Source organism: Rhodococcus sp. IC4_135, assembly GCF_011602025.1.
GTDB classification, from domain to species: domain Bacteria; phylum Actinomycetota; class Actinomycetes; order Mycobacteriales; family Mycobacteriaceae; genus Rhodococcus_F; species Rhodococcus_F baikonurensis.
The window spans coordinates 187,913-213,339 of sequence record NZ_JAAOLG010000011.1; the positions used below are offsets into that span (position 1 = coordinate 187,913).

At 62.4% G+C, this 25,427-nt stretch carries 31 protein-coding genes, 1 tRNA gene and 1 riboswitch; of the genes, 19 read left to right on the forward strand and 13 right to left on the reverse strand.

Features of this window, described 5'->3' with window-relative positions; all coding sequences use genetic code 11:
- The first annotated feature begins 17 nt into the window (after positions 1 to 17).
- Entirely contained in the window at positions 18 to 1,301 is a 1,284-nt protein-coding gene (gene dinB, locus G8767_RS20695) for a DNA polymerase IV (protein ID WP_095969775.1), read from the forward strand.
- On the opposite strand, the gene G8767_RS20700 is transcribed toward dinB, so the two are convergent.
- Both G8767_RS20700 and G8767_RS20705 read right to left on the reverse strand, forming a co-directional pair.
- Positions 1,298 to 2,578, reverse strand: a complete 1,281-nt coding sequence (locus G8767_RS20700) for an LLM class flavin-dependent oxidoreductase (protein WP_166811482.1) — start codon at positions 2,576 to 2,578, stop codon at positions 1,298 to 1,300. The genes dinB and G8767_RS20700 overlap by 4 nt on opposite strands.
- Positions 2,578 to 3,369, reverse strand: coding sequence for a 3-oxoacyl-ACP reductase (locus tag G8767_RS20705; RefSeq protein ID WP_095969982.1), 792 nt, complete (start codon positions 3,367 to 3,369; stop codon positions 2,578 to 2,580). Before G8767_RS20705 ends, G8767_RS20700 begins: the two co-directional genes overlap by 1 nt.
- A riboswitch (TPP riboswitch) is annotated at positions 3,360 to 3,453 on the reverse strand. Its footprint overlaps the gene before it by 10 nt.
- A 138-nt stretch (positions 3,454 to 3,591) precedes the next feature.
- On the opposite strand from G8767_RS20705, the gene G8767_RS20710 reads away from it, so the two are divergent.
- Both G8767_RS20710 and G8767_RS20715 read left to right on the forward strand, forming a co-directional pair.
- On the forward strand, positions 3,592 to 4,029 hold the full coding sequence (locus G8767_RS20710) for a DoxX family protein (RefSeq protein WP_095969983.1): 438 nt from the start codon (positions 3,592 to 3,594) through the stop codon (positions 4,027 to 4,029).
- 104 nt (positions 4,030 to 4,133) lie between these two features.
- Positions 4,134 to 5,123: a diiron oxygenase gene (locus G8767_RS20715; RefSeq protein WP_095969777.1), complete on the forward strand. Its 990-nt coding sequence runs from the start codon at positions 4,134 to 4,136 to the stop codon at positions 5,121 to 5,123.
- On the opposite strand, the gene G8767_RS20720 is transcribed toward G8767_RS20715, so the two are convergent.
- Positions 5,120 to 5,866, reverse strand: coding sequence for a TetR/AcrR family transcriptional regulator (locus G8767_RS20720; protein WP_095969778.1), 747 nt, complete (start codon positions 5,864 to 5,866; stop codon positions 5,120 to 5,122). The genes G8767_RS20715 and G8767_RS20720 overlap by 4 nt on opposite strands.
- Positions 5,867 to 5,952: 86 nt before the next feature.
- Between G8767_RS20720 and recO the strand changes: the two genes are divergently transcribed.
- The 3 genes from recO to G8767_RS20735 are packed head-to-tail and all read left to right on the forward strand — an operon-like array spanning position 5,953 to position 7,962.
- Positions 5,953 to 6,768 carry a DNA repair protein RecO gene (gene recO / locus G8767_RS20725; RefSeq protein WP_029255636.1) on the forward strand — a complete coding sequence of 272 codons (816 nt, stop codon included), beginning with the start codon at positions 5,953 to 5,955 and terminating at the stop codon, positions 6,766 to 6,768.
- The gene (locus G8767_RS20730) at positions 6,725 to 7,543 is read left to right on the forward strand and encodes an isoprenyl transferase (RefSeq protein ID WP_003944543.1); all 819 of its coding nucleotides are present in this window, start codon (positions 6,725 to 6,727) and stop codon (positions 7,541 to 7,543) included. Before recO ends, G8767_RS20730 begins: the two co-directional genes overlap by 44 nt.
- Positions 7,540 to 7,962, forward strand: coding sequence for a YbjN domain-containing protein (locus tag G8767_RS20735; RefSeq protein WP_019749000.1), 423 nt, complete (start codon positions 7,540 to 7,542; stop codon positions 7,960 to 7,962). The genes G8767_RS20730 and G8767_RS20735 overlap by 4 nt, the downstream gene beginning before the upstream one ends.
- Before the next feature lie 33 nt (positions 7,963 to 7,995).
- Here the strand turns inward: G8767_RS20735 and G8767_RS20740 are convergent, their stop codons facing one another.
- Both G8767_RS20740 and G8767_RS20745 read right to left on the reverse strand, forming a co-directional pair.
- The gene (locus tag G8767_RS20740; protein WP_095969984.1) at positions 7,996 to 8,427 is read right to left on the reverse strand and encodes a Fur family transcriptional regulator; all 432 of its coding nucleotides are present in this window, start codon (positions 8,425 to 8,427) and stop codon (positions 7,996 to 7,998) included.
- Between the two features lie 11 nt (positions 8,428 to 8,438).
- Positions 8,439 to 8,726, reverse strand: coding sequence for a metalloregulator ArsR/SmtB family transcription factor (locus G8767_RS20745; RefSeq protein WP_223257795.1), 288 nt, complete (start codon positions 8,724 to 8,726; stop codon positions 8,439 to 8,441).
- A 294-nt stretch (positions 8,727 to 9,020) separates the two neighbouring features.
- On the opposite strand from G8767_RS20745, the gene G8767_RS20750 reads away from it, so the two are divergent.
- Positions 9,021 to 10,412 (forward strand): glycine--tRNA ligase, encoded by a 1,392-nt coding sequence (locus tag G8767_RS20750; RefSeq protein WP_095969985.1) that lies wholly within the window; start codon positions 9,021 to 9,023, stop codon positions 10,410 to 10,412.
- A gap of 92 nt (positions 10,413 to 10,504) precedes the next feature.
- Positions 10,505 to 11,086 (forward strand): dihydrofolate reductase family protein, encoded by a 582-nt coding sequence (locus tag G8767_RS20755; RefSeq protein ID WP_166811484.1) that lies wholly within the window; start codon positions 10,505 to 10,507, stop codon positions 11,084 to 11,086.
- Here the strand turns inward: G8767_RS20755 and G8767_RS20760 are convergent.
- Entirely contained in the window at positions 11,074 to 11,538 is a 465-nt protein-coding gene (locus G8767_RS20760) for a MepB family protein (protein WP_346843016.1), read from the reverse strand. The genes G8767_RS20755 and G8767_RS20760 overlap by 13 nt on opposite strands.
- Positions 11,539 to 11,586: 48 nt before the next feature.
- A complete protein-coding gene (locus G8767_RS20765) occupies positions 11,587 to 11,952 on the reverse strand; it encodes a nuclear transport factor 2 family protein (RefSeq protein WP_166811486.1) in 366 nt (121 codons plus the stop codon).
- Between the two features lie 138 nt (positions 11,953 to 12,090).
- On the opposite strand from G8767_RS20765, the gene G8767_RS20770 reads away from it, so the two are divergent.
- Positions 12,091 to 12,897 carry a helix-turn-helix transcriptional regulator gene (locus G8767_RS20770; RefSeq protein ID WP_099697614.1) on the forward strand — a complete coding sequence of 269 codons (807 nt, stop codon included), beginning with the start codon at positions 12,091 to 12,093 and terminating at the stop codon, positions 12,895 to 12,897.
- Here the strand turns inward: G8767_RS20770 and G8767_RS20775 are convergent.
- A complete protein-coding gene (locus G8767_RS20775) occupies positions 12,872 to 13,609 on the reverse strand; it encodes a polyprenol monophosphomannose synthase (RefSeq protein WP_003944487.1) in 738 nt (245 codons plus the stop codon). The two genes, G8767_RS20770 and G8767_RS20775, sit on opposite strands and share 26 nt — an antisense overlap.
- A 99-nt stretch (positions 13,610 to 13,708) precedes the next feature.
- Entirely contained in the window at positions 13,709 to 15,775 is a 2,067-nt protein-coding gene (locus G8767_RS20780) for a TPM domain-containing protein (protein ID WP_166811488.1), read from the reverse strand.
- 138 nt (positions 15,776 to 15,913) lie between these two features.
- On the opposite strand from G8767_RS20780, the gene G8767_RS20785 reads away from it, so the two are divergent.
- Positions 15,914 to 16,534 (forward strand): YdcF family protein, encoded by a 621-nt coding sequence (locus tag G8767_RS20785; protein WP_206029603.1) that lies wholly within the window; start codon positions 15,914 to 15,916, stop codon positions 16,532 to 16,534.
- Between the two features lie 4 nt (positions 16,535 to 16,538).
- Positions 16,539 to 17,837 (forward strand): deoxyguanosinetriphosphate triphosphohydrolase, encoded by a 1,299-nt coding sequence (locus G8767_RS20790; protein WP_095969785.1) that lies wholly within the window; start codon positions 16,539 to 16,541, stop codon positions 17,835 to 17,837.
- Between the two features lie 13 nt (positions 17,838 to 17,850).
- Here the strand turns inward: G8767_RS20790 and G8767_RS20795 are convergent, their stop codons facing one another.
- Positions 17,851 to 19,401, reverse strand: a complete 1,551-nt coding sequence (locus G8767_RS20795; protein ID WP_166811490.1) for a serine/threonine-protein kinase — start codon at positions 19,399 to 19,401, stop codon at positions 17,851 to 17,853.
- 72 nt (positions 19,402 to 19,473) lie between these two features.
- Between G8767_RS20795 and dnaG the strand changes: the two genes are divergently transcribed.
- Entirely contained in the window at positions 19,474 to 21,393 is a 1,920-nt protein-coding gene (gene dnaG, locus G8767_RS20800) for a DNA primase (protein WP_166811492.1), read from the forward strand.
- Position 21,394: 1 nt separating this feature from the next.
- Here dnaG and G8767_RS20805 read toward each other — a convergent pair whose 3' ends face one another.
- Complete coding sequence (locus G8767_RS20805) at positions 21,395 to 21,646, reverse strand: hypothetical protein (RefSeq protein ID WP_166811494.1); 252 nt, start codon at positions 21,644 to 21,646, stop codon at positions 21,395 to 21,397.
- A 136-nt stretch (positions 21,647 to 21,782) separates the two neighbouring features.
- On the opposite strand from G8767_RS20805, the gene G8767_RS20810 reads away from it, so the two are divergent.
- Positions 21,783 to 21,855: transfer RNA gene (locus G8767_RS20810), tRNA-Asn, on the forward strand.
- Here G8767_RS20810 and G8767_RS20815 read toward each other — a convergent pair.
- Positions 21,817 to 22,128, reverse strand: a complete 312-nt coding sequence (locus G8767_RS20815) for a helix-turn-helix transcriptional regulator (RefSeq protein WP_166811524.1) — start codon at positions 22,126 to 22,128, stop codon at positions 21,817 to 21,819. The genes G8767_RS20810 and G8767_RS20815 overlap by 39 nt on opposite strands.
- 159 nt (positions 22,129 to 22,287) lie before the next feature.
- Here G8767_RS20815 and G8767_RS20820 point away from each other — a divergent pair, with 159 nt between their 5' ends.
- Both G8767_RS20820 and G8767_RS20825 read left to right on the forward strand, forming a co-directional pair.
- Positions 22,288 to 22,479 carry an excisionase family DNA-binding protein gene (locus G8767_RS20820; RefSeq protein WP_166811496.1) on the forward strand — a complete coding sequence of 64 codons (192 nt, stop codon included), beginning with the start codon at positions 22,288 to 22,290 and terminating at the stop codon, positions 22,477 to 22,479.
- A complete protein-coding gene (locus G8767_RS20825) occupies positions 22,476 to 22,736 on the forward strand; it encodes a hypothetical protein (protein WP_166811498.1) in 261 nt (86 codons plus the stop codon). Before G8767_RS20820 ends, G8767_RS20825 begins: the two co-directional genes overlap by 4 nt.
- Positions 22,737 to 22,935: 199 nt before the next feature.
- Here the strand turns inward: G8767_RS20825 and G8767_RS20830 are convergent, their stop codons facing one another.
- Complete coding sequence (locus tag G8767_RS20830) at positions 22,936 to 23,178, reverse strand: hypothetical protein (protein WP_166811500.1); 243 nt, start codon at positions 23,176 to 23,178, stop codon at positions 22,936 to 22,938.
- Between the two features lie 367 nt (positions 23,179 to 23,545).
- On the opposite strand from G8767_RS20830, the gene G8767_RS20835 reads away from it, so the two are divergent.
- The 4 genes from G8767_RS20835 to G8767_RS20850 form a co-directional block, all read left to right on the forward strand.
- Positions 23,546 to 23,701, forward strand: a complete 156-nt coding sequence (locus G8767_RS20835; protein WP_166811502.1) for a hypothetical protein — start codon at positions 23,546 to 23,548, stop codon at positions 23,699 to 23,701.
- A complete protein-coding gene (locus tag G8767_RS20840) occupies positions 23,701 to 23,967 on the forward strand; it encodes a hypothetical protein (RefSeq protein ID WP_166811504.1) in 267 nt (88 codons plus the stop codon). The genes G8767_RS20835 and G8767_RS20840 overlap by 1 nt, the downstream gene beginning before the upstream one ends.
- Positions 23,964 to 24,743, forward strand: coding sequence for a hypothetical protein (locus G8767_RS20845; RefSeq protein WP_166811506.1), 780 nt, complete (start codon positions 23,964 to 23,966; stop codon positions 24,741 to 24,743). The genes G8767_RS20840 and G8767_RS20845 overlap by 4 nt, the downstream gene beginning before the upstream one ends.
- 123 nt (positions 24,744 to 24,866) lie before the next feature.
- A partial coding sequence (locus tag G8767_RS20850) for a helix-turn-helix domain-containing protein (RefSeq protein WP_166811508.1) occupies positions 24,867 to 25,427 on the forward strand: 561 nt, incomplete at its 3' end.

Here is a 25,427-nt window from a genome sequence, read left to right on the forward strand (position 1 = left end):
GTGGCGCATGGGAACATATGTTCGTGCCGAATGAACCGCTGGATCGAGAAACGCCAGGTAATCACCCTGGCGGTGCGCATTCTGGGGGTCTCCGACCTACGGGTGACGCAACGATCCTGCACGCGGACCTTGATTCGTTTTACGCATCGGTCGAGCAACGCGACGACCCGACTTTGGCGGGCAGGCCGGTCATCGTCGGTGGTGGAGTGGTCTTGGCGGCAAGCTACGAGGCCAAGGCATTCGGGGTTCGCACCGCCATGAGTGGTGGTCAGGCTCGATCACTGTGTCCCCAGGCGATCGTCGTTCCTCCGCGGATGTCGGCGTACTCGCAGGCGAGCAAAGACGTATTCGACGTCTTTCACGACACGTCGCCGCTGGTCGAAGGAATCTCCATAGACGAGGCCTTTCTCGAGGTCGGTGGCCTCGCCAAGATCGTGGGAAACCCGCTGCAGATCGGAGCCAACCTCAGACGCGACGTGGCCGAGCAGGTGGGACTTCCGATCACAGTCGGCATCGCTCGCACCAAGTTCCTGGCCAAGGTCGCGAGTGCATTCGCGAAACCCGACGGATTGCTGCGAGTGCCGCCGGAGGGTGAGACCGAATTCCTGCATCCGTTACCTGTCGAGAAACTGTGGGGCGTCGGCAAGATCACGGCCCAGAAGTTGCGAAACTTCGACATCGTGACGGTGGGTGACATCGCTCGGCACGACGAATCCTCGATCGTCTCGATTCTCGGGGGTGGCGCCGGCCGCCATCTCTACGCGCTCTCGCACAACCGAGATCCACGCCCCGTCCGCGCCTATCGTGGCCGCAGTTCGATGGGTGCTCAGCATGCGCTGGGTCGCGGATCCCATCCCCGCGCAGAACTCGATGCGTCGTTGATGTCCCTTGTCGACCGTGTCAGTCGGCGGATGCGTTCGGCGCAGCGGACGGGGCGCACGATCACGCTCCGGCTCCGCTTCGCCGATTTCACGCGGGCCACTCGTTCGCACACGCTGCGCCGATCCACGGATGACACAGCGGAGCTGCTGAACGCCTCGATGGTGCTGCTGGATGAAGCGATACCGACAATCTCGGACAAAGGCATCACGTTGATCGGGGTAGCAGTCTCCAACCTGGATCGTGACGGTGCCCAGCAGCTCGAATTGCCCTTCGACGGTCCAGGATTCGCGAGCCCGGACACCGCGGCCCTCGACTCGGCGATGGACAGTGTCCGGAAGAAGTTCGGCTCCGCGGCCCTCACGAGGGGAGTGCTCCTGGGGCGTGACCCCGATCTGTCGGTGCCGCTACTTCCGGACTAGGTGAGGTTTTCTCGCAGAGTCGCTCCCTCGTATTCGCGTCGGAACAACCCACGAGCCTGCAATACCGGAATAACTTGGTCGACAAAATCTTCCAGTCCCTGGGGATAGGTCGGTGGCATCAGGTTGAAGCCGTCGGCGCCGCGACCGCGCAACCAGGATTCCATCTCGTCGGCAATCGACTCCGGTGTGCCGATCATCGTTGCGTGACCACCACCTGCAGCCAGCGTTCCGAGGAGTTCCCTCACAGTCGGTGCGTCCTTCTCGACGATCCGCAGAATAGTTGCGTAGCGTCCCTGCGGCCCGGTGAATGCTTCGAGTGGAGGCAACGGAGGCACGGGCCCGTCGAGATCCCAGTTCTCGCAATCCTGCCCGGTGAACAACGAGAGTTGGCGTATCGATTGTTCGGTGGGCAGCAGGAGATCAAGTTCGGCCTTCTTCGCCCGTGCCTCGGCGACGGTGCTGCCGACGTAGGTGACCAACCCCGGCATGACGGCGACCGAGTTCGAATCCCGGCCGGCGCGCTCGATTCTCGATTTCACGTCCGCGTAGTAGCTCTGTGCGCTGGGTAGGTCGTAGGCAACCGAATAGACTGCCTCGGCGCGTCGCGCCGCCAGATCGCGACCCTGCTCGGACGCCCCTGCCTGGAACAACACCGGCCTACCTTGCGGGGAGCGCGGAACCGTCAACGGCCCGTCCACCCGAAAATGTTTGCCGTCGTGATCGATTCGAGAAATCCTGCTTGCGTCGGCAAAACGCCCCGACCGGTCGAGAATCAGCGCGTCTTCCGACCATGAATCCCACAATGCGAGGGCCACGTCGACGAATTCGTCGGCTCGTTCGTATCGGGACGCATGATCGGGCATCGCCTCGAGGCCGTGGTTGCGCGCTTCCTGGTCGAACATCGAGGTCACGACGTTCCAGCCGGCCCGTCCGCCGCTGATGTGGTCGAGCGACGCCAACAGTCGTGCTGCGTGAAACGGCGTGTAAAAGGTCGTGGAGATGGTGGTGACCAGGCCGACGTTCGCCGTCGCTCGTGCCATGGCAGTCAATGCGGTGATCGGTTCGAGAAACCACGACGCACCAGACTCGGGTTCTCGAACACTGTGACCGTCCGCGAAGAAAACGGCGTCCAGCTTCCCGCGTTCGGCGATCTGGGCAAGCGACTCGTAATACGTGATGTCGCCGAGACTTTCGACGGGTGAGTCGCGGTGCCGCCACGCCGCACTGTGGTGTCCGCAACCGAGCAGGAACGCACCTATCCGTAGTTGTGCGCCCATCAGTTCTTGACGAGTCCGCCGTCGACAACCAGGTTCTGGCCGGTCACGGCCCGCGACCAGGGTGAGGCGAAAAAGAGTGCGGCGTCGGCAAATTCGTCCGGTGTGGTGACTCGGCGCAGGGGAGTGCTCGCCGCGATCATGTCGAAGACGGCTTCCGGTGTCGCGGCACTCGCATCGGTGGTACGGAGCAAACCGCCGGAGACCATGTTGACTGTGATCCCGTCCGGACCGAGGTCGGCGGACAGTGTCCGTGTCAGTGCCAACAGTGCAGCCTTGGCGGCGGTGTAGTCGTGGTACGGAACTACCGGATTCTGGACCAGATTGGTTCCGACAGTGATGATTCGGCCGAAGCCGAGTTCGCGCATGCCGGAGAGTGCCGCCTGAGTGGTGTTGAGTGTGCCGGCAACGGCTCCGCGTAGTTGAGAGTCGAAGTCGGCCCAGGTGATCGTGTCCGCGTTCGGCCGGGCATCGCCGTTGAACGAGAAGTCGACGAGTGCATTGTCGACCACGGTCGAGATCGGTGCGTCGAATCGCTCGCGTGCGGCGGTGAACAACTGGTCTACCGAACTGCGGTCCGTCACGTCTGCCTGGACTGCGTAGGCGCGATCCTCGCCCAGTTCGGTGACCAGGGCCTCGGCGGCATCACGGCTCTTGTTGTAGTTCACGATCACCCGGGCCCCCGAGCGGGAGAATGCTCGGCTCAGTGCGGCGCCGAGCCCGCGGGCGCCGCCGGTGATCAGAACGATCTGCTCGTCCAGGTTCAATGCGCGCTGAAATTGCTGTTCGGTCATGTCGACATCCCTCCGCCAGTGCTAACTGGTCAGGTTCATCGGGTCTGATCTCAGCCGACTTTTTCGGCACCCCGTGTCGCCGTCCATGAGACCACGAGAGGTGAATCGTCCTGAACGCCGGGTGCGTAGTAACGACGGGCGCGATGAGTTTTCGATCGCTCGGGAGTCGTAATTGCAAGCGAAGTGGCAACCGGCCGCTCGCCTTCGCCCCGGGAGATTCCGATGACCACCCAGCCTGCCCACCACGACACCCTTTCCGGTAACGGCACGACGACACCTTCGGCCACGGCTCGCAAGGTCGGATACGTGCTCAGTGGCCTGTTCGTCCTTTTCATGCTTTTCGACGGCATCATCCACATTCTCAACCTTCAGACCGTCAAGGATGCCTCGGCCGAATTGGGGCTGCCGGACTCGCTGGCATTGACGGCCGGAGTTGTGCAGCTGATCTGCCTTGCGCTGTACGTGATTCCGCGAACGTCGATATTCGGCGCGATTCTGCTCACCGGTTATCTGGGTGGCGCTGTGTTGACCAACCTTCGAGCTGAACAGCCTCTGCTGAGCACAACCTTGTTCGCCGTCTACACCGGGATCGTCATGTGGGCGGGACTGTATCTCCGAGACGAGAAGGTTCGCGAGATCATCCCGGTGCGGCGGGCCTGAAATCAGACCCCCGAAGGGGTTGCGTGGGACGCGGTGTCCCATTATGTTTGACCTCATTCAAGTCCGTCGACTGCAATCGACGGACTGGCCGTGAGGAGACACCGATGGCTCGGTCAGCGTCGATCGAAGTGGAAAAGCCGTACCACGAGGTACTGCAGACTTTGTCCGAGGGCTCAGTTGCCCGCAGTTTCGATCCCTATCTCGACATCGACTGGGATTCAGCAGAGTTCGCGATCGATCCACATGATCCGAGGTGGGTACTCTCGTCCGTCTCGGACCCGCTCGGAGCGACGCAGTGGTACCAGGATCAGTCGTTGGAGCGTCGAATCGCCATGGGAATGTGGCGACAGGCGAACGTGACCAAGGTGGGTTCGGCCTTCGAGAGCATCTTGATCCGGGGAATGCTGCAGTACATCATGGCGCTGCCCAACCAGTCGCCGGAGTTCCGCTACTGCTTGCACGAGATGACCGAAGAGTGCAATCACATCCAGATGTTCCAGGAACTCGTCAATCGCATGGACATCGACGTGCCGGGTATGCGTCCGATGTTCCGGCGACTCTCGCCCGTCATCGGAGTACTGGGTGCCAAGTTCCCGGTCATCTTCTTCATCGGCATTTTGGCTGGTGAAGAACCGATCGACCATTTCCAGAAGGACTTGATCCGCGAAGGCAAGGACACTCCGCCGGCGATGCTCCGCACGATGGAGATTCACATCGCCGAAGAAGCGAGGCATATTTCGTTTGCGCACGAGTTCTTGCGTAATCACGTCCCGAGGCTCAGTCGTACGAGTCGGGCGGTTACGTCGGTGGCCTTCCCCGCTACGATGCGTTGGCTCGCGGGCGAAATCATGTCACCGCCAAAGGAATTCGCCGAAGAATTCGGCATCCCGGACGAGGTGATGAAAAGCGCCTTCTGGGGAAGCCCGCATTCACGCCGCATTCTGGGTAACTACTTCGGTGAAATGCGAGCCCTGGCGGACGAACTCGGGTTGATGAACCCGGTGTCGAAGCGCGCGTGGCGAAAGCTACGCATCGACGGCGACTATGCACGCTATCGTGGCGAGCCCAAGCGCTCCGACAAGTCCCGGAACTAGTCGGGCCGCGACTGTGCGTCGGAGGACACCAGTTCAGCGATGAGCGTGGACAATTCGACATGAGGATCTATCGTGAGTCCGCTCGAGCGGGCCACGCCGTCGAACATGTACCAGGTGTACTTCGCGAGATCGGCGACGATCTCGTCGCGGCTCGGTTTCGGATCGGCGCTTCGGACCCAGTGGGTGAGGGTGCCCTCGACCATCGTCACCACGGCAAAGGGCAGTGAATCGAAGGGGGAGGAATCGATCCCCACGGATCGACCGACTTCGGTGATGGTGGCCCGGGCCGAGTCGGCGATCGTCGCCTTCAGGCTGCTGATCGCGTCGATGCTCTCGTCGTCGTAGTCGGTGGGGCCGGTACCCATGAACTCGTGAATCCGAGGATGTTCGGTGATCCACTCCGCTACGGCACTGATGGTGCGAGTCAGGATCTCGTCGAGAGTGCCGACCGAAATGCTCATCGACGCATCCAGGGCAGCCGCGAATTGGCCGAGCACAAACGCGCGGACTCGTCGATCGAGGTCGTCTCGTCCGCTGAATTGCCGGTACACCACCGACTTGGCGAGGCCGGCACGGTCGGCGATCTGCTGAACGGATACTTCGGCGCCTGCAGCCCGCTCTTCGATCAGTTCGACTGCCGAGGTGAGTATCCGTTTCTGGCGCTCGGAGTTGTGCCGCTCCCACCGAGCTTCGCGACCGGTCAACTCTGCAGTGGCAGGTTGCGCAATTGCGTCGCTCGGCATCGGGTCAGTCTATCCGGACACCATCCAGCTCGGGATCGGGCGCGGCATCGGGATCGGTCGTCGGTACAACGTGGGACACTGGACCAGTGAGGTTGTATCGAGACACGGCAGTGGTGCTGCGCCTGCACAAACTGGGCGAGGCCGACCACATCGTCACGTTGCTCACCCGCCAGTTCGGGTTGGTCCGTGCCGTGGCCAAGGGTGTCCGCCGAACCACCTCCAAGTTCGGTGCCAGACTCGAACCGTTTGCTCACATCGACGTGCAACTACTTCCGGGCAAGAATCTCGACATCATCACCCAGGTGCAGACGGTCGATGCTTTCGCCACCGACATAGTCGACGACTACAGCCGGTACACCACGGCCTGCGCCGTACTCGAAACTGCCGAGCGGTTGGCCGGTGAGGAACGCGCGCCGGCCCCGCAGCTTCAGCGATTGACGGTGGGAGCACTGCGCGCGATCGCCGAGCAGGCGCGGCCGGTCGAGTTCGTGCTCGACGCGTTCTTGTTGCGAGCCATGGGCTATGCGGGTTGGGCGCCGGCCCTCGAAGAGTGCGCCCGCTGCAGCGCTCCGGGACCGCACCGTGCATTTCATGTCGCCGCCGGCGGAGCCGTGTGTACCTACTGTCGCCCGGCAGGTGCTGCGACGCCGTCGCCCGGAGTGCTCGACTTGATGGAAGCGCTGCTCCGAGGGGAGTGGGAGGGCACCGATTCGGCGCCCGCGACGCTGCGGACGCAAGCCAGCGGACTGGTCGCGGCGCATCTACAGTGGCATCTCGAGCGTCAATTGCGGACGTTGCCGCTGATCGAGCGTTCGAGGCCGCATGCAGCCGTCGAGGTCGACTTGCCCGTGAGGCAGGATGGAACACGTGATTCGACGACGCGAACCGCGAACTCCGCTTGACTCTGCTGCTGATCGGGTGATCCGGCCACCGGACCCACATCCGTCCGGAGCGACCCCGCCGATCCTGCAAACCGAACTCATTCCGCGCCACGTCGCGCTGGTGATGGACGGCAACGGACGGTGGGCGCAGGAGCGCGGTCTGCCGCGAACCGCCGGGCACGAACGCGGTGAAGCGGTCTTGATGGACACGGTGTGCGGGTGCATCGAGATGGGTGTCGAGTGGCTCTCCGCCTACGCTTTCTCCACCGAGAACTGGAAGCGCAGTCCCGACGAGGTTCGATTCCTGATGGGCTTCAACCGTGACGTCATCCGCCGCCGACGCGACGAGATGAACGAAATGGGTGTGCGGGTTCGCTGGGCCGGTCGTAAGCCGCGCCTGTGGGCCAGCGTGATCAAGGAACTCGAGATCGCCGAAGAACTGACCAAGAACAACACAGTCATGAACTTGACCATGTGCGTGAATTACGGTGGCCGGGCCGAAATTGCCGATGCGGTAAAGGAAATCGCGAAGCGTGTCGCGGCCGGTGAGATCAATCCGGACAAGATAACCGAGGCGACGGTGGCGAAGTACCTCGACGAGCCCGACATGCCCGACGTCGATCTCTTCCTGCGTCCGTCGGGGGAACAGCGGACGTCCAATTTCTTGATCTGGCAATCCGCTTACGCCGAAATGGTGTACCAGGAGAAGCTGTTTCCCGATTTCGACCGCCGCGACCTGTGGGCCGCCTGCGTCGAATACGCCTCACGCGACCGTAGATTCGGTGGCGTCAAATGACAGGGGAGAACATGACCGACACCACCGACGAAGCAGCCCGCCTTCAAGAACGCGCGGCCGCCTCGCTGGCGCATTTCGTGACGGTCGATGTGGCTGCGGACGGCTCGCTGGGTTTCCAGTACTCCGGCGCGCTGTGCTCGATCCAGGCAATGAATTTGTCCGAGGGTCTGGACGTGCTGTCCATGACGTGTGTTCTCGCGTGGGACCGACCGGTCAGCGCGGCATTGCACCGCAAGGTGGCCGAGCGGAACCGGACCATCCAATTCGGTTCGATCGCGGTATTCGGCCACGGCAGTCTGGCGGACGTCATTCTGCGGTACACGTTCCCGGCGGCCGGACTGGACGACGAGGCACTGACCACGATGTTGCTACTCGCGCTCACCGGCGCCGATACCGCGCGTCAGGGTTTGATTCCCTGACGTGCTCGGGCGGGGTTCCATTCCTCGACGGCCTCAGTTGCCGGCGCAATCGCGGCAGGTGCCGAAGATCTCGACGGTGTGACTCACTTCGGTGAAACCGTTGTCCTCGGCGATGGTCTGTGACCACTGCTCGACCGTCGGACCCTCGACCTCGACGGTGAATCCGCAGTTGCGGCACACCAGGTGATGGTGGTGCCCGGAGGAGCAGCGTCGGTAGACGGACTCACCCGTGTCGGTGCGGAGGACGTCGATGGTTCCGGCGTCGGAGAGTGCCTGCAGCGTGCGGTAGACGGTGGTAAGGCCGATGCCTTCACCGCGCTTGCGGAGTTCGTCGTGCAGTTCCTGTGCCGATTTGAATTCGTCGATGTCGTCGAGCAGGGCGGAAATGGCGCTGCGCTGTTTCGTGGAACGAACGCCGACGGTGGCCGGTCCACGTTTCGAGGTTGTACTGCCCGGAGTGTTCATGCGGTGGAATCTCATCCTTCTTCGGCGTGGGCGACAGCGTCGACGACGATGTGTGCGAGGTGATCGTCGACGAGTCGATAGAGAACTTCTCGTCCGTTGCGCTCGCCGCGGACGACGCCCGCTGCTTTGAGTACGCGCAGATGCTGGCTGATGAGTGGCTGAGTGACACCGAGGGCGCCGACGAGTTCGTGAACGCAACGCTCCGACTCGTGTAACTGAAGCACGATCGCGATGCGAACGGGTGCAGCCAGTGCCCGCAGAATTTCGCCGGCTGCCGCCAGGGTTTCCTTGGGCGGCACGGGCGCGGGAGGTGCGGCTTCGAACGGATCGTGCGTGTGTCCGAGGTCGGAATGATCATGGCTTTTATGGAGATCGCCGGTATCCGCAATGCTCACAGCGAGGCTCCTTCGAGGGGTAGATCACGATGTCCGGGCATAGCCATCTCACCACATTATTGCAAATCACTTTCATTTTGATATGCACAAGTATGCATGTCAACCTTGGACGGAAGTGCGTGGCAGCCGCCAGATAGGCTGATGGTGCGAAAAGCGCACGAAAATCATGCATCTATTACCCAGATGGAGAGCAATCGAGTGGCACCCAAGTCCAAGATCGAAGCCGTTGTCAATCTCGCCAAGCGGCGAGGCCTGGTCTACCCCTGCGGTGAGATCTACGGCGGTACCAAGTCCGCATGGGACTACGGCCCATTGGGTGTCGAGCTCAAGGAGAACATCAAGCGTCAGTGGTGGCGCAACATGGTCACCAGCCGCGAGGACGTCGTCGGCCTCGACTCCTCGGTGATCCTGCCCCGCGAGGTGTGGGTCGCATCCGGTCACGTCGGTGTCTTCAACGACCCGCTCGTCGAGTGCCTCAACTGCCACAAGCGTCACCGTCAGGATCACTTGCAGGAGGCGTACGCGGAGAAGAAGAAGCTCGACAACCCGGACGACGTCTCGATGGATGTCATCGGTTGCCCCGATTGCGGCACCATCGGCCAGTGGACCGAGCCGCGCGACTTCAACATGATGCTCAAGACGTACCTCGGCCCCGTCGAGAGCGAAGAGGGTATGCACTACCTTCGCCCCGAGACCGCCCAGGGCATCTTCGTGAACTTCGCCAACGTGCTGACCACCTCGCGTAAGAAGCCGCCGTTCGGCATCGGCCAGATCGGCAAGAGCTTCCGCAACGAGATCACCCCCGGCAACTTCATCTTCCGCACCCGCGAGTTCGAGCAGATGGAGATGGAATTCTTCGTCAAGCCGGGTGAGGACGAGCAGTGGCATCAGTACTGGATCGACTACCGCCTCGACTGGTACACGGGCCTCGGCATCAACAAGGACAACCTGCGGCTGTACGAGCATGCGCCGGAAAAGCTTTCGCACTACTCGAAGGGCACGACCGACATCGAGTACCGCTTCCACTTCCAGGGCAGCGAATGGGGTGAGCTCGAAGGTATCGCGAACCGTACCGACTTCGATCTCTCGACGCACTCCAAGCACTCGGGCACCGAGCTGAACTACTACGACCAGACGACGGGTGAGCGGTACACGCCGTACGTCATCGAACCGGCGGCCGGTCTCACGCGTTCGCTGATGGCCTTCCTGGTCGACGCGTACACCGAGGACGAGGCACCCAACTCCAAGGGTGGCGTCGACAAGCGCACGGTGCTGCGCCTGGATCGTCGACTCGCACCCGTCAAGGCCGCAGTTCTGCCGCTCTCGCGTAACGCGGACCTGACGCCGAAGGCAAAAGATCTTGCAGCGCAGCTGCGTCAGAACTGGAACGTCGAGTTCGACGACGCCGGCGCCATCGGTCGTCGATACCGTCGCCAGGACGAGATCGGTACGCCGTTCTGCATCACGGTCGACTTCGACACTCTCGAAGATCAGGCTGTGACGGTGCGTGAGCGTGACTCCATGGCGCAGGAACGCGTCGCCCTCGATCAGGTGGAAAGCTACCTGGCTGCACGGCTGATCGGTTCCTGATTCGTTCGAAGCTGACGGGCGGTCCTTCTCAATCGAGAAGGACCGCCCGTTTTCTCTATCCTTGACGGATCTTCAGGCGCAGGATCGAAGCTATGAGAAAACTCAGCGTGACCAACAGCGTGACTCTCGACGGTGTCATGCAGGCACCTGGTGGGCCGGACGAAGACCGTCGTGGCGGATTCGAGCACGGTGGATGGGCGGCGCCCTTCAACGATTCCGTCATGGCACAGAAAATGGGGGAGGGGATGGCGAAGAAATCCGAGTTGCTCTTCGGACGCCGAACCTACGAGAACTTCGCCTCCTACTGGCCGTTTCAGACCGACAATCCGTTCACCGAGGTGCTCGACAACACGCAGAAGTACGTAGCGTCAAGAACTTTGGGTGAACCGCTGCCGTGGAAGAACTCGACCTTGTTGAAAGGTGATGCCGCCGATGCGGTCGCCACGCTCAAGGAAAGCGAGGGCCCGGATCTGGTGATTCTGGGCAGCGGCGACTTGATCACGTCTTTGGCCGAACGGCGACTCGTCGACACCTACACTCTGCTGATTCATCCGCTGGTTCTCGGAACCGGGCGCAGATTGTTCCCCGACGGAGCTGCGCTCGCTCAGTTCACCCTCACCGAAAGTGCCCCTACGACAACAGGCGTCATCATCGCGACGTATCAGTTGAGCTGAACAGCAGTTGAGCTGAACACATCGGGGAACTCGCCGAAATGCCGGCTCTGCCAGCGCTGAGTTCTGACTGCTTGCGTGCTGGTCGGCGTAATCCAGGGCGCATAGACCCGGATGGCGCGCTTACCACCTGAGAAGTTCGTCGACACGATGTCGTGTTCGACGAGGGTTTCGGTGGGAAAGACGAAGTGCCCCACATGCTCTTCGTCGTAGACCTTCACCACGAACAGCATCACGCCGTCTCCGGTGTCGAATGGACGGATGGGCCCGGCCTCGGAACGGCGCCACAGTGTGACGAACTGACCGAGCTTGGTCGGCGTCGTCTTGGCGGTTCGATAGACGGTGGGGAGGCCGTTGACGGTCAGCGTGTGAGCGCTGTATTCCGCACCCTCGGGCTCGGGAATCGGTGTGGACCAGGTAAATCCGTCGGCGTTCATCGGGGCCGATGATGCCACGGACCACCGACAACCTTCGTGACGAAGGCTGTCGGTGGAAGTCCCGCTTCAGACCGTAGGCACCTTGTCGAGAAACCCGAGGACGAGCGTCACCCGGCCGTCGTCGTCGCGTTCGAGTACGTCGAACCCGTCGATCAGTGACCCGGCCCCCGCCGGGCCGAGAGCCCAGCCGAATCGAGCCTGTCGGTGATGCGCATCCACCGGTCCGATGAGGGTGAAGTGCATGCCCGGAAATTGTTGCTGCACAGCGTTGATCATCGCGTCGATCTGATCGTGTCCGGTGACGTCCGCGAGCGGATCGGTGTAGCGACCGTCGGGTGCGAACAGTTGCTCGATCCGTGCTTTACGGGCGGTGGTATCGGTTTCGTTCCACATGTCGATATAGGCGTCGGCGATTGCGTCGAAGTCGCTCATGGTCGCTCCCTTGATCAGTGTCCGGTGGTGAAGATCCGGCGGTCGCGCCGGCTGAGACCACTGTTCCTCCGAAACTGTTTCGGGTCGATTACCTCGGAGGTCATGGCCTCGGCTACCTCGGGTCGCTAACTTGAGAGAATGACCTTCGAGACGATGGACGTGGGCACCGAACTCAAAAGATGGCGGGAGCGGCGAAGGCTCACTCAGCTAAGTCTCTCGGCAGCGGCAGGAGTGTCGACAAGGCATCTGAGCTTCATCGAAACCGGCCGCTCCAAACCCAGCCGGGACATGATTCTTCACCTGTCCGAATGTCTGGATGTTCCTCTACGACAACAGAACACGCTTCTGCTGGCAAGTGGTCATGCGCCGGAGTACTCGCAGAAGTCGTTGGCGGAAGCGCCGATGTCAGCGGTGAGTGAGGCCATCGATCGCATCATCGAAGCTCATGATCCGTATCCGGCCGTGGTGGTCGATCAGCAGTGGGAGATGGTCGCCGGGAACCGTGCCGTGGGGATCCTGACCGAGGGCGCCGCTGCATTCCTCCTGGAACCACCGGTCAACGTATTGCGACTGAGCCTGCATCCCGAGGGCATGGCGCCGCGGATCGTGAACCTCGCGCAGTGGCGTGCCCACCTGCTCGCACGGCTGGCTCGGGAAGTGGAAGTCAGTGCCGACGAACAATTGTCGTCGCTGCTCGACGAGTTGCGCACGTATCCGAGTGGAGGGGAGTGGCACGACGACCGCGCGAATTCCCTGCTGGTTCCGTTGCGGGTACGCGCCGGCGACACCGAACTGGCGATGTTCAGCACCACCACCGTGTTCGGTACGCCGCGCGACGTCACGCTCGCAGAGATCGCGATCGAATCGTTCTACCCGTCGGACATGCAGACGGCCGACTACTTCCGATCGGCCGCACAGGTCACAGAGACTTCTTGCCGAACTTGAGCTTCCACGGCACCAGCGCCGACTCCAACTGAACCGAGAGACTCATCTTGGAGACACCTTCGGTGCGCTCCTCGAAGCGGATGGGAGTTTCGGCGATCTTCATGCCACGCTGAACAACTCGGTAGTTCATCTCGACCTGGAATGCGTAGCCGTTGCTCTGCACCGATTCGACGTCGATGTCGCGCAAGGTCTTTGCATGCCACGCCTTGAAGCCGGCAGTTGCGTCCTTGACGTGCAGTCGCAGAATTGCGTTGACGTAGAAGTTCGCCCAGGCGGACAAAGCCTTGCGATGCCACGGCCAGTCACCGGCGACTGCGCCACCTTCGACGTAGCGGGAGCCGAGAACGACTGCCGCATCGGTCGTGGTGAGGATCTCGATCATCGCGGGGATCGCTTCGGACGGATGCGAGAGATCCGCGTCCATCTGAATGACGATGTCGGCGTTCTCCGCCAGAGCCCGGCTCATGCCCGCGACGTACGCACGGCCGAGTCCGTCCTTGACCGTGCGGTGAAGCACTCCGACCGGGATGGGACCATCGATACCCAACTTGTCCGCAACCTCGCCCGTGCCGTCGGGGGAGTTGTCATCCACCACGAGGACGTGCAGGTTCGGGATCTTCAACGCGGCGAGGCGATCGACGAGCTTTGGCAGGTTCTCACGCTCGTTGTATGTAGGTACAACGACGGTTATCTGCGGGGCGACGCTTTCCATAACACCTTCGTATGATCTGTGATCCCGACTTGCCGGATGAAGCGTACGACGAGTGCGGTCGTGAACAAAGTAGGGATTTTACTACCTCGACGGGATCCGTCAGAACCGGCCGCCGCCGCCTCGACTGGTGCGGCCGCCGCCACCACCGCCGAAACCACCGCCGCCGCCACCGCGACCGGAGCGTCCGCTGCTGCTCGGTCCGCCGTACGAACGCGGCCCTCCGCCACCTCGCAGAATGCTGTTGATCAGGATGCCGCCGAGGATCGCTCCTGTCGCATCGCCGCCGCCACCGCGGGGTCGTTGGTTTGCTTCCCACGTGTTGACGTCGTTCTGCGCTGCGCGAAGCGAATGCGTCGCCAGGGTGGTCGCGGCCTGGGCGTGTTGCAGTGCTTTCGACGGATCCGAAGCCTGCAATTGCTGGGCGGCCTGCAGGTGCCGCTGAGCTTCTGCGTAGCGAGTGCGGGCCTCGGCCCCGATCGCGCCGCGCCGGGTTCCGAGGAAGTCACCTGCAGCGGTCACCTGAGCCTGCGCGGCCAGAATGTCCTGGGCGAGGCGCTGCTGTGCACGTTCGAGCTGCTGCTTCTGTTCCTGAGCGTCGGCAAGCAGCGCGTCGAGTTGGGCGTCGGCCGCGACGATCTGGTTGAAGGCTGTCAGCGGATCACTGTCCTTAGACGTCTGAGCATTCGCCAACGCTGCCTGGGCCGCGGACTTCGCGTCCGCCAACTTCTGCCCGCCCTGCGCCAGGTAAGCATCCGCAGTGGTGATGCCCTGCTGGACGTCGTCCATCGCGGACGGAAGCGTCGCTATGGCGTTTCGGATGTCGTCGGCGGCGTGATCGACGCCGTCGAGTAGTTTGCGCGCCTGATCGAGAGCCGCTTCGGCAGTGCGAATCGCGGTGACGGCAGCGCCCTGCTTACCGGCCGGCAGCGCCGTCGCGTCTCGGCCTTCCTCGATCGACTTCTCGGCGAGCGTCAGGCGCTCACTCGCCATCGTGACGTTGTTCACGACAGATGCCAGCGTCGGCGCGGGAAACTGATCCTTCAGTTTGGTCAGGATCGCCTCGGACTCGGGCAAGCGCACGCTGAGAGAAACAACACTCTGCGTCAGCGCATCGAGGCGTGCCGGGGCGTTGATGAGAAGGTCGCGGAGTCCGTCGAACTCCTCGACGCGAGCTTCGAGTTCTTGGTCGGCTCGACCACACGAGGAAATGATGTCGATCAGCATCTGCCGGCGTTGATCGGGAGTTTCCGGGATGGCGTCGTCGAGTCGCTGTCTGATCGCGAAGGCGTCCGCGAGAGTCGCCTTGGCCTTGTCGAATGCGGCGGAGAAGGGCGCAACTGCGGAATCTCCGAACTCGCTGCGAGCCAGATCGAGTTCCTCCTGGCTGCCGGCGATCGCGTTGTCCGTCTCGACGAGGATCTCCTTCGCCCGCTCGTCGAGGGTGGGCAGCGGAAGCGCGTTGAGGCTGGCGAAGTCGTCGGGGGCGATGTTCTTCGCGGCTTCGACGCTTGCCTTGTTCTTGTCGTTCTTGCGCTTACGTGAGTACAGGACCACGCCGCCTGTCCCGACCACCACAGCGCCGCCCGCGATGAGAAGTGTTCCGACTCCCATTCCGCCGCTCGTGTTGTTCGCGTCGCCGAGTGCTCCAGCTGCGGCGATTGCCGCGCCGGTCCAATCATCCTCGGCGAGAGCTGGTTCCACGGCGTCGGTATTGATCGATTCGATGTCGGAATCCGTGATGTTGCTCAGCTCAGCCGGGACATCGAGGTAGTAAGCACGCTCTGCCGTGGCAACGGCAAGCAGGACGGACTTGGTACTCAGCGTCGACTTCGTGGCGGTCTGCTGTGCCCATGCCTGGCCACCCAGGTTGTTGAAATCGGGGACGAACGCGACCCACAGATCGATCTGGTGGTCCTCGCTTAGTTGATCGATGGCGGCTTGGATATCGCTGCGTTGCCCGGCGTCGAGGACCCCGGAGGTGTCGGTGATGTGATTCGGCAACACCATCGGGGCGTCCGCCGAGGCGAGCGCGGGACTGAAGACGAGCGCCAGCAAAGCGAAAATCGCAGCGACGGCTGCGGCGCTTCCCCGACGCCGAACGGGTCGGGTGGTTGTCCGACTCTGCTCTACCGAGGACAACTGCGCGAAGTGTGGTGCGAGGGCCATGACGCAAATCTATCCGTTGTGGCGCGTCGGCATCGGAGGTGATCGCCGCGAACTGGCAGAATTGCGGGAGTGAAACCTGCTTTCGGTAACCGCCCCCACGACCCATCACCCTCACGGGCGGGCGGCTTCGGGGCAGGATTGGCTCGCTGGACGCGCCGACTGATCGCCGGAGCGCTGTTGATCGCCGTGGTTCTGGTCGGGGGTACTGCGTTCCGGGTGTGGCAGGTGGCACGCATCGACGACACACGACCGGCCGACGCGATAGTCGTTCTGGGCGCGGCGCAGTATTCCGGCACTCCGTCGTCCGTGTTCGAGGCCCGACTCGAGCAGGCGTACAAGCTGTACAAGCGCGGAGTGGCTCCGCAGATCATCACCGTCGGCGGTAAACAAGAAGGTGACGAGTACACCGAAGCGGCGTCGGGAAAGATGTATCTGACCGATCGCGGAATTCCCTCGAGTGCGATCACCGCTGTGGAGACCGGTTCGGACACACTGCTCAGCATCGACGCGGTGAGTGCCGAGATGTCCTCGCAGGGAATCAATTCCGCTGTCCTGGTCAGTGACCCGTGGCACTCCTTGCGAACACGGACGATGGCCCGCGACACGGGGCTCCAGGCGTGGACCGCCCCTACCCGTCAAGGCCCGGCTGTCTTCACCCGCGAATCCCAGTTGCACGGAATCGCCCGTGAAACCGGCGCGCTGCTCTGGTATCAGCTCACGCACTTCTCGGCAGACTTCCCCTACACGGCAGGGCAATAGAACCATGACAGCTCACACCACCTACGGAGGCGGCACCTACTCCGAACACGACCTCGAACGTCGTGTCGTCGAGGCGCCGAAGCGAGCGGGGTTGCCGGGTTCGCAGATCGCAGCGGCGCAGCATCGTTCGGACTTCTCGCGAGATCGGGCCCGTGTCCAACATTCCGCGGCTTTGCGACGCTTGGCCGACAAGACCCAGGTTGTCGGCCCGCGCGACGGTGACACACCTCGTACGCGGTTGACGCACTCGATGGAGGTCGCACAGATCGGGCGAGGGATTGCCGACGGACTCGGGTGCGATCCGGACCTGGTGGACCTCGCCGGTCTCGCGCACGACATCGGGCACCCACCGTACGGTCACAACGGCGAGAAGGCCCTGGACGAAGTCGCCAAGGACTGCGGAGGTTTCGAGGGCAATGCGCAGAATCTGCGGATACTGACCAGCCTCGAACCCAAGATCCTGCGCCCCGACGGTCTGAGCGCAGGCCTCAATCTCACCAGGGCGTCACTCGACGCAGCCATCAAGTACCCCTGGACCCGCCCTGAGCCCGGCGCGAAGTTCGGGGCATACGACGACGACGCAGAGGTGCTCGCCTGGGTTCGAGAGGGGGCGCCCGACCGACGGCAATGCCTGGAAGCTCAGGTCATGGACTGGGCCGACGACATCGCGTATTCCGTGCACGACGTGGAGGACGGCGTGATCGCAGGCCGTATCGACCTTCGCTCGCTTGCCGATCCGTCCGAGCAGCGCGCACTGGCAGAACTGGGGGCCTCCGAGTTTCGGGGGTTGGTAGTCGACGATCTGATCGAAGCCGCTCAACGGTTGTCCGAACTCCCTGTCGTACGCGGGGTCGGAAGTTTCGACGGAACGCTCGGAAGTTCCGTCGCGCTGAAGAATCTCACGAGTGAATTGGTGGGTCGCTTCGCCACCGCGGCGATTGCCAGCACCCGGCTGACACACGGTGACCGACCCCTCTCGCGGTATCAAGCCGGCCTCGACATACCCGAGGCCGTCGCATCCGAGGTGGCATTGCTCAAGACAGTGGCGCTGTACTACGTGATGTCCGACGCTGGACACAAGGCGCGTCAGGATCGGCAGCGTGATCGTGTCCATCGCGTCGCGGAATGGCTGTTGGCAACCGCGCCGGCCGGGCTCGATCCGATACTGCTGCCCGCGTGGGAGCGAGCCGCGGACGACGGCGCTCGGGTCCGGGTAGTGGTGGATCAGATCGCGTCGTACACGGAGAGTCGGCTGGAACGGGTGGACAAAGCGAGCCTGGGCGCGCAGGCCAGCTGGGGCTGAGCCGCTCACGCCCTCAGCAGGTCATCCGCGTCGACGGGTCGGTAGTGGTATCGAGCCACTTGCCGTAAGCGTCGCCGCCTGCTGCGCGAACGTCCTTGCAGATCTTCGACTCGGTGTTCCCGGATTCGCGATACACCGTGTAGATCGCCGTCCCCGAATCGGAGACTTGACGCAGTGACGGGCAGGACCCGTCTGTCCGTAAGTATTTCGAGCCGGGGAACGCGTCGAGGTAGTTCTGGATCTCGCTGGCGTATGTTGCCGGATCGGTGGCATTGGCCAACACCACGATTCCGGTTCCTTTGCATGCGGGGACGGTGATCGGCTTGCTCACCCCGAGGTCGCCGTTTCTCGCGGACGGGTTCGACGCCCGAGTGGTTGTGGTCGCTTGCAGTCCGGCGGTGGGTAGCGACTCGAGCTTCGGCGTTCCGACCGGCTCCTGAATGGGTTCCTGTGTCGACGTAGCGGTGGAAGCCGCTGCAGTGGTTGGTGATTCCGGTCCGGAGTCTGTGAGCACCGCCCACGCCGCTGCGCCGCCCGCCGCCAGGATGAGGGCAAGACCTACTGCACCGACGACGATCGGCGCTCGATTGCGCTTGGTCTTTGTCGCGATGTGCGCGTAGGTCCCGTGAGCGGGATTCGCCGTGGTGTAGGTAGGCGGGCCGACGAGCGTGGGGTGCAATCCGCCCGCCGCACCGGGGGTGTGGTTCGTCGAGAGGGCCTGCCGCGCTTGGAGTGCGAGCGCTCCCGTTGTCGGATAGCGGTGTGCGGGATCCTTTGCCATTCCGCGAGCCACGATGGCGTCGAAACCTTGCGGCAACGAGGGAACCGTCAGCGTGGGGCGTGGCGGCGGAGCGTTCAGGTGCGAATTGACCAGGTGCTCGATGCTTGTGGTGTTGAAAGGTGTTGTTCCGGTGAGTGATTGGTAGAGGACGCAAGCCAGAGAATAGACATCTGCTGCGGCCGTCGGTGTTTCGATTCCGAACCGCTCCGGCGCCATGTATGCATACGAACCGACTGCGCTTCCCTCGGTGGTGATCTTCGTGTCCGTCTGTGAGTATGCGATTCCGAAGTCGACGAGGTAGGCGAAGCCGTTGTTCGTGAGAATGATGTTGTCTGGTTTGACGTCACGATGGATGAGCCCGCGGGCATGTGCGGCGTCCAGCGCCGACGCGATTTGCGAGACGATGTCGACGGCTCGTGCAGGCGTGAGTCGGCCGAACTCGGCCAACTCGGCTCGCAATGTGTGGCCTTCGACCAAGCGCATGTCGATGAAGAGGACTCCGTCGATCTCGCCCCAGTCGTGCACAGGGATCACGTGAGGTTCGTTCAAGGCGGCGGTGGTGCGAGATTCTCGGCGGAAACGAGCTTGGAATGACGGGTCGGCCGCAAGCTCGCGATGGAGCAACTTGAGTGCGACCAGGCGATCCTTCGAGGTGTCGTACGCCTCGTACACTTCACCCATTCCGCCTCGGCCGAGGAGGCGACGCAACTCGTAGACGCCGAATCGGGTTCCCGATCGCCCTTCGTGCGAGCTCGAGGCGTTTCCAGTCATCGTCGGTCCCATCGCTGCGGTGCAGAGTCGGCCATCAACATATCGTTGTCAGGAGGTGTCGGGGGACCGCCTAGACTGATGTACGTGGCGGGCCGAATTTCTGACAGAGACATCGCGGCCATTCGCGAACGCACTCGCATCGAGGACATCGTCGGTGAATACGTTTCACTCAAGCGTGCCGGTGGCGATTCGATCAAAGGTCTGTGTCCCTTTCACGACGAGAAGTCGCCGTCGTTCCACGTGCGACCCAACCACGGCCTCTACCACTGCTTCGGCTGCGGTGAGGGTGGGGACGTGTACTCGTTCCTGCAGAAGATGGACCACATCAGCTTCGTCGAGGCTGTCGAGCAGTTGGCCGATCGACTCAGCTACACGATTTCGTACGAGGGCGGTGGGCCGTCCGTTCAACGCGATCGAGGCACCCGTGCACGCTTGATCGCAGCAAACGCGGCGGCTCAGGAGTTCTACGCCGCTCGTCTACGCGAACCAGATGCCCAGGCGGCGCGCGACTACCTCACCGAGAGAAACTTCGACGGCGCCGCTGCGCTGCAGTTCGGGTGTGGATACGCGCCCGAAGGTTGGGACACTCTCACAAAACACTTGATGTCCAAGGGCTTCGAGTTCAAGGAACTCGAAGCAGCCGGGCTGTCCAAAGAAGGCCGACGAGGCCCGATCGACCGGTTCCATCGCCGACTTCTGTGGCCGATCCGCAGCGTCGCCGGTGACGTCATCGGCTTCGGTGCCCGCAAGCTTTTCGACGACGACACCATGCCGGGTAAGTACGTCAACACGCCGGAAACGATTCTCTACAAGAAGTCTCAGGTCTTGTTCGGCTTGGACCTCGCCAAGCGCGACATCGCCAAGGGGCACCAGGCGGTAGTCGTCGAGGGTTACACCGACGTCATGGCGATGCACTTGGCCGGCGTCAAGACCGCCGTCGCTTCGTGCGGAACCGCCTTCGGTGAGGAGCACCTCGCGATGCTCCGCCGACTCCTGATGGACGACAGCTACTTTCGTGGTGAAATCATCTACACCTTCGACGGTGATGCCGCGGGGCAGGCCGCTGCGATGAAGGCGTTCGAGGGTGATCAGAAGATGGCCGGGCAGACGTTCGTCGCCGTCGCTCCCGACGGAATGGACCCGTGCGATCTGCGTCTGAAGTCCGGTGACGCCGCCGTTCGCGACCTCGTGGCACGGCGCACTCCGATGTTCGAGTTCGTGGTGAAGTCCATCCTCACCGAGCATGATCTGGAGACCGCTGAAGGTCGCGTCGAGGCACTGCGTCGTACCGTCCCCGTCGTCGCGCAGATCAAGGAATCAACTCTGCGCGACAGCTACGCAAATCTGTTGTGCGGATGGGTCGGTTGGGACGATCTTCCGTCGGTTCGACGACGCGTGCGTGACGAAGCTCGCAAACGGGCGTCGACGCGTGGATCTTCACCGGCGCCCAAGCGTCGTCAGGTTGTCGACCCACCGGCCGCCGATGCGCTTGCGCTGCCGATCGGAATCTCCAGGCCCCGGCCCAACGATCCGGCGCTCTCGACGCAGCGAGCTGTCCTCAAGGCCGCATTGCAGCACCCTGGCATCGCCGGCAGTGTCTTCGACTCGTTGCCGCCCGAGACATTCACCCACCCCGCTTACGTTGTCATCAGGCAGGCAATGGCTGACGCCGGTGGAACGAGCAAGGGGCTCGGCGGCGCCGAGTGGATCGAAGTCGTCACCAAGGGCGTCGAAGACATGACGGTGGCCTCGGTTGTGTCGGAGTTGGCCGTCGAACCGATGCCGTGCGACGAAGACACGGTTCCGCGCTACATCAACGGAGTGCTCGCACGACTGCAGGAAGCGTGGGTGGGCGAGCAGGTTGCCGACCTCAAATCCAAGCTTCAGCGCGTCTCACCTGCCGCGGCCCCCGAGGAGTACAACTCACTGTTCGGCGACCTCGTGGCCCTGGAGCAGTATCGCCGACAGCTGCGTGAGCAGGCTGTCGGCGACCAAAGCGTCTGACCTAGCGGTTTTTCTTCAACTGGTCGTGAGGGACCAGAATCGTGGTCTCCTCGTTGATCGGCTTCATCGGCTCGAGCTTGGGCTGAGTACTCAGTGAGTCGGCCAGCTTCTGCCGTGACGCGTCCAACACCTTCCTGGTGGCCGGACTAGTGGCCACCGCCTTCGCGGCCCGGCTGATCTGCTCGTATCGTGCGCGGCCCGCTTTGGTTCCCAGGACGTACCCAGCTGCAACACCGATCAACAAACGCATCATTCCTGCTTCCCTCCAGCACCGATCGTCCTGACTCCATCCTGCCTGATGACTCGCTGGGCAGGCGATTTGGTACTTCGGTGGAGGATTCGCTACAGTTTCTCAGGCAACGCCGGAACGGGCGAAGCGAGCAAGACAATCCCCTGTAGCTCAATTGGCAGAGCTTCCGACTGTTAATCGGACGGTTGCTGGTTCGAGTCCAGCCGGGGGAGCAAAGAACCCCCATCCGGTCCTTCCGGGTGGGGGTTTTCTGTCGTCCCCTCCAGAAGCCACTTCACTGGCACGCCGGTCACCAACGCCCATGCGTTGAAGACGACCTTTCTCGGCATCGACCTGCCGCTCTCAGCATTGGACACGCTTGTCCGCGAGATTCCAATCGAATCCGCCAACTCGGTTTGATCAAGGCCGGCCTCCTCGCGCGCAATGCGCAGGCGGTGACGCGGCTTGATCTGAGGGACTCGGCCTTGGTCATAAACGGTTGTCATAGGTACGGAGTTTAGAACCACGTTCGTAACTTGGCAACAAGTGTATCTGCGTGCGAAGAGTCACATGTACGTCAAATGTCCATTGTGAGCATCCGCCAAAACAACACGCATGTGACCCTGTAGTTGACATGTGCCAAGTTTGAGCGGTACAAATCACCTATGCCGAATTTGGAACAGTGCAAAACCGCAGCGCAAGCAGCGGAGCGGTTGCGGATAACTCCCCGCGCTGTTCTCCAGGCGATCGCCCGGGGCGCAATGAAGGCGGAGAAGCTACCCGGTCGTACGGGTGCTTATCTGATTCCGAATGAAGAGATCGAGAAGTACGCAACGACCCGGCATGGTGCGGAATGAGTGCGCCGTACGCCGAGTGTGATCTCGACGCCATCGTCGCCGGAGTGCAGCGTCAGTGGCTGCAGTACCCCACTCTTCAGCTCGACGAATACATCTCGGCGGGGGCAATTCATCGTGATGTCGCCGCATTGTCGCTGAATACCGCTGTCCCCGAGATGCTCTACACAAATCCGTCCCCAGTCGCCGCCCCCTCATCGGCAGGCGCGGGGATACCGGCGGCGAGCGAAGGTCACCCCACCCCGCTCGCCGCCACCTGATCCCCGGCGACACCACGGCACCCGTTTGTAAGACCGTTCTCCGGCCCCGATGGCCGGACGCGGTGGTGTCGCCGGCCAAAACAAAACCCGCCCCGAATTGGCGGGGCGGGCTCTTCATTCACTTTCGAAAGGCGAACTGATGACCAACACATCTGTAAACGCTGACGTGGCCCGTGCTTTCGCGACGGCCCTCGATCACCTAGAGCTCTTCAAACTCTTTCTCAAGGGTCTCAATGTGGGTGATGACATCCTTGGTGGTGGTGATCGTCACGGGGGTGGTGGCATTGACGAAAACTATGTCCGCCGAACCGTCGTCAAGGTTGAAAGTAAAGATCTTCCCGTCACCGTTGCGTGCTTCGATGATGAGCCGGTAGGTGTCGACGACCTTATCGGGCTCAATGTTGTAGGTCTCTCCGTTGACACGGACAAAGTGCTCGCTCATGATTCTTCTCCTTCAGTTGATGGAACTGGCTCCGTAACTGTAGGAGACGGCGAGGACGCCGGAGCAGCTCCGGCGTCCTCGCAGCAAAATCTCGCTGACCGAGGTTCGGTTGATCACTTCACGTCTCGGTCACTGTCGAGCTTCACTGCTGGCGGTCTGGTCTTCGTTGTCGCACACGACACCTTCCCTGGCCGCAAGTCCGTACTCACAGTGTCGAACGCGTGGGCCGGAATCTCTATGAAGACAGAACTTCCCGCCCACAGAACCGTCGGCGATTGAAATGTGCCCCATGAAAACGGGAAAGCGGGCCACCCCTTGCCCGGTATGGCCCGCTGCCTCACTGAATCCTCGAAAGGATCTCTCCCCAATGAGTAAAGCCACTGTAACCCAGTACCGCCGCCCTCGTCACCGCCGCAACCCCGACAGCTTGGGTTGGTCCGGCTGGTTCACCCTCGCCTCTCTCGGCTGCGCGTTCGGCGCCATTGCCTGGGTGACTGTGGGTGCCCCGACCGTCGTCCTCTGATGGCGCGCCCGGACTTCGAGCAGACGTGCGGTGACTGCAACCGCCGCGCTCGCTGGGTGCAAACGGTACGCGGGAAACGAATCCCGCTGGTGCTGTGCCCCCGTGAGGATTCCGGGAACTACCAGATCACCCGCATTGAAACCCCCGACGGCACAGAGAAAGTCGCGTTCAAACTCTTCGGCGTCGATCTGATCGAAGCCCGCGAGAACTCCGACGCCCCACTCTTCCGTTGCCTCCACGACCAATGCCCCAGGAGCACCCCATGAGCTATTCCTACGAAGAACGTCCGGCCATCAACCTGATTCAAGTTCCCGTGATGATCACTCAACGTGAATCCGGAAGCGAATTCATCACCGTCACAGGCGAAACCACGAGCAGTCCCCATTTTGCGCTCACGCCCACGCTCCGCCGCGACGACCGGGGCACCTACTTCGGTTGGGGAATGTCCGTCACTCACATTCCCTCCGGGCTCACACTGCCAACCGGCGCTGCCGACAAACGCCGAACCGTCCACGCAGTCAAAGACCTCATCGACTGGTCCAGCACGACGCCCCTAGCCGAGCCCTCCGACAGGGAACTCGTTACCAACGCTGTCCGGGCTCTGATCGAAGCCGCAGACGCTGACATTCCGTGGCCGAAATGGGCAGGTGACAAATCAACACCCGCGCTTTCCCTGCTCGTCGAACAGCTCGACGACGGTATCGAAAACTACGGCAAGCGCCAGAATTCGCGCGATGAACTCGTTGGTGAGGTCGCAGCATTCGACGCGCCGCTCGCGAAGAAGGTCGGTGGCGCTCTCGACGCTGGCCGTATCGGCATCCAAGTCCAGACCTACGGCACAGCATGGCTCCTCGCAGTCCTGATCCGACTCGACCCCGACATCGCAGACCAGGCAGCCCGCGAACTCGTCTCATCATGGGAAGACGGCGGAACTCCGGACGAGCACATCTACGAATGGCGCAACGACATCGCCAACAACCGACAGCTGACTCTTTACGGGATCACCTTCCCCACACCAGCACTCGCACTCAGTGACAGTTAGGACCACCGCCGCCTCCGGCGGGAAGTAACGGGCATCCGGTGTGTCCGCAGGCCCTCTCCGTTTGCGGCTCACCGCCAGAAACACCCGTCCATCCTTTGAATCCGTTGCCCCGGGAGCAAACCAGTGAGCATCAGAATTATGACGTGGGTTCTAGACCAGGCCCCCGTCACCGACTCCACCCAGGCATTCGTGCTGTGCGTACTCGCAGACTGGGCAGACGACAACGGCTACTGCTGGCCCTCAGTCGACCGCGTAGCCTCCCGCGCCCGCTGCTCCGAGTCCACTGCCCGCCGCCACATCCGCGCCCTCGAAAACGCCGGCCTCGTCGTCCGCACGTCCGCGTCACACGGACGAGCAACCAACACCTACCGAATCATCGTCACCACCCAACCCGGTCAAAATGACACCCCCGTCAATATGACCGGGTTCGCAGCCCCGTCACCTGCACAAACGGGAGTTATCAACAGGGTCAATCTGACACCCCGTCAAAATGACCGGGTTGGCAACTCAACCCTGGCACCCATGACCGCCAACCCTGGCACCCATGACACCTCAACCCTGGCACCCATGACACCCGAACCGTCATTGAACCGTCATGAACCGCCAGCAGCACCCCGCGAGCCGCAGCCGCCGCAGCCCATCCAAGAACTCGAAACCGCAATCCGCACCGCCGGACTCGGTGCC

Excerpts from the sequence above, each read along its gene's own strand:
- G8767_RS20755 (WP_166811484.1), top strand. The coding sequence starts at position 10,505 with ATGAGAAAACTCAGCGTGACCAACAGCGTGACTCTCGACGGTGTCATG.
- G8767_RS20835 (WP_166811502.1), top strand. The coding sequence starts at position 23,546 with ATGAGTAAAGCCACTGTAACCCAGTACCGCCGCCCTCGTCACCGCCGC.
- G8767_RS20825 (WP_166811498.1), top strand. The coding sequence starts at position 22,476 with ATGAGTGCGCCGTACGCCGAGTGTGATCTCGACGCCATCGTCGCCGGA.
- G8767_RS20805 (WP_166811494.1), bottom strand. The coding sequence starts at position 21,646 with ATGATGCGTTTGTTGATCGGTGTTGCAGCTGGGTACGTCCTGGGAACC.
- G8767_RS20700 (WP_166811482.1), bottom strand. The coding sequence starts at position 2,578 with ATGGGCGCACAACTACGGATAGGTGCGTTCCTGCTCGGTTGCGGACAC.
- G8767_RS20795 (WP_166811490.1), bottom strand. The coding sequence starts at position 19,401 with ATGGGACCGACGATGACTGGAAACGCCTCGAGCTCGCACGAAGGGCGA.
- G8767_RS20775 (WP_003944487.1), bottom strand. The coding sequence starts at position 13,609 with ATGGAAAGCGTCGCCCCGCAGATAACCGTCGTTGTACCTACATACAAC.
- G8767_RS20715 (WP_095969777.1), top strand. The coding sequence starts at position 4,134 with ATGGCTCGGTCAGCGTCGATCGAAGTGGAAAAGCCGTACCACGAGGTA.
- G8767_RS20770 (WP_099697614.1), top strand. The coding sequence starts at position 12,091 with ATGACCTTCGAGACGATGGACGTGGGCACCGAACTCAAAAGATGGCGG.
- G8767_RS20765 (WP_166811486.1), bottom strand. The coding sequence starts at position 11,952 with ATGAGCGACTTCGACGCAATCGCCGACGCCTATATCGACATGTGGAAC.
- G8767_RS20710 (WP_095969983.1), top strand. The coding sequence starts at position 3,592 with ATGACCACCCAGCCTGCCCACCACGACACCCTTTCCGGTAACGGCACG.
- G8767_RS20730 (WP_003944543.1), top strand. The coding sequence starts at position 6,725 with ATGGAACACGTGATTCGACGACGCGAACCGCGAACTCCGCTTGACTCT.
- G8767_RS20735 (WP_019749000.1), top strand. The coding sequence starts at position 7,540 with ATGACAGGGGAGAACATGACCGACACCACCGACGAAGCAGCCCGCCTT.
- G8767_RS20845 (WP_166811506.1), top strand. The coding sequence starts at position 23,964 with ATGAGCTATTCCTACGAAGAACGTCCGGCCATCAACCTGATTCAAGTT.
- G8767_RS20705 (WP_095969982.1), bottom strand. The coding sequence starts at position 3,369 with ATGACCGAACAGCAATTTCAGCGCGCATTGAACCTGGACGAGCAGATC.
- G8767_RS20720 (WP_095969778.1), bottom strand. The coding sequence starts at position 5,866 with ATGCCGAGCGACGCAATTGCGCAACCTGCCACTGCAGAGTTGACCGGT.
- G8767_RS20790 (WP_095969785.1), top strand. The coding sequence starts at position 16,539 with ATGACAGCTCACACCACCTACGGAGGCGGCACCTACTCCGAACACGAC.
- G8767_RS20815 (WP_166811524.1), bottom strand. The coding sequence starts at position 22,128 with ATGACAACCGTTTATGACCAAGGCCGAGTCCCTCAGATCAAGCCGCGT.
- G8767_RS20830 (WP_166811500.1), bottom strand. The coding sequence starts at position 23,178 with ATGAGCGAGCACTTTGTCCGTGTCAACGGAGAGACCTACAACATTGAG.
- G8767_RS20780 (WP_166811488.1), bottom strand. The coding sequence starts at position 15,775 with ATGGCCCTCGCACCACACTTCGCGCAGTTGTCCTCGGTAGAGCAGAGT.
- G8767_RS20740 (WP_095969984.1), bottom strand. The coding sequence starts at position 8,427 with ATGAACACTCCGGGCAGTACAACCTCGAAACGTGGACCGGCCACCGTC.
- G8767_RS20820 (WP_166811496.1), top strand. The coding sequence starts at position 22,288 with ATGCCGAATTTGGAACAGTGCAAAACCGCAGCGCAAGCAGCGGAGCGG.
- G8767_RS20840 (WP_166811504.1), top strand. The coding sequence starts at position 23,701 with ATGGCGCGCCCGGACTTCGAGCAGACGTGCGGTGACTGCAACCGCCGC.
- dinB (WP_095969775.1), top strand. The coding sequence starts at position 18 with ATGTTCGTGCCGAATGAACCGCTGGATCGAGAAACGCCAGGTAATCAC.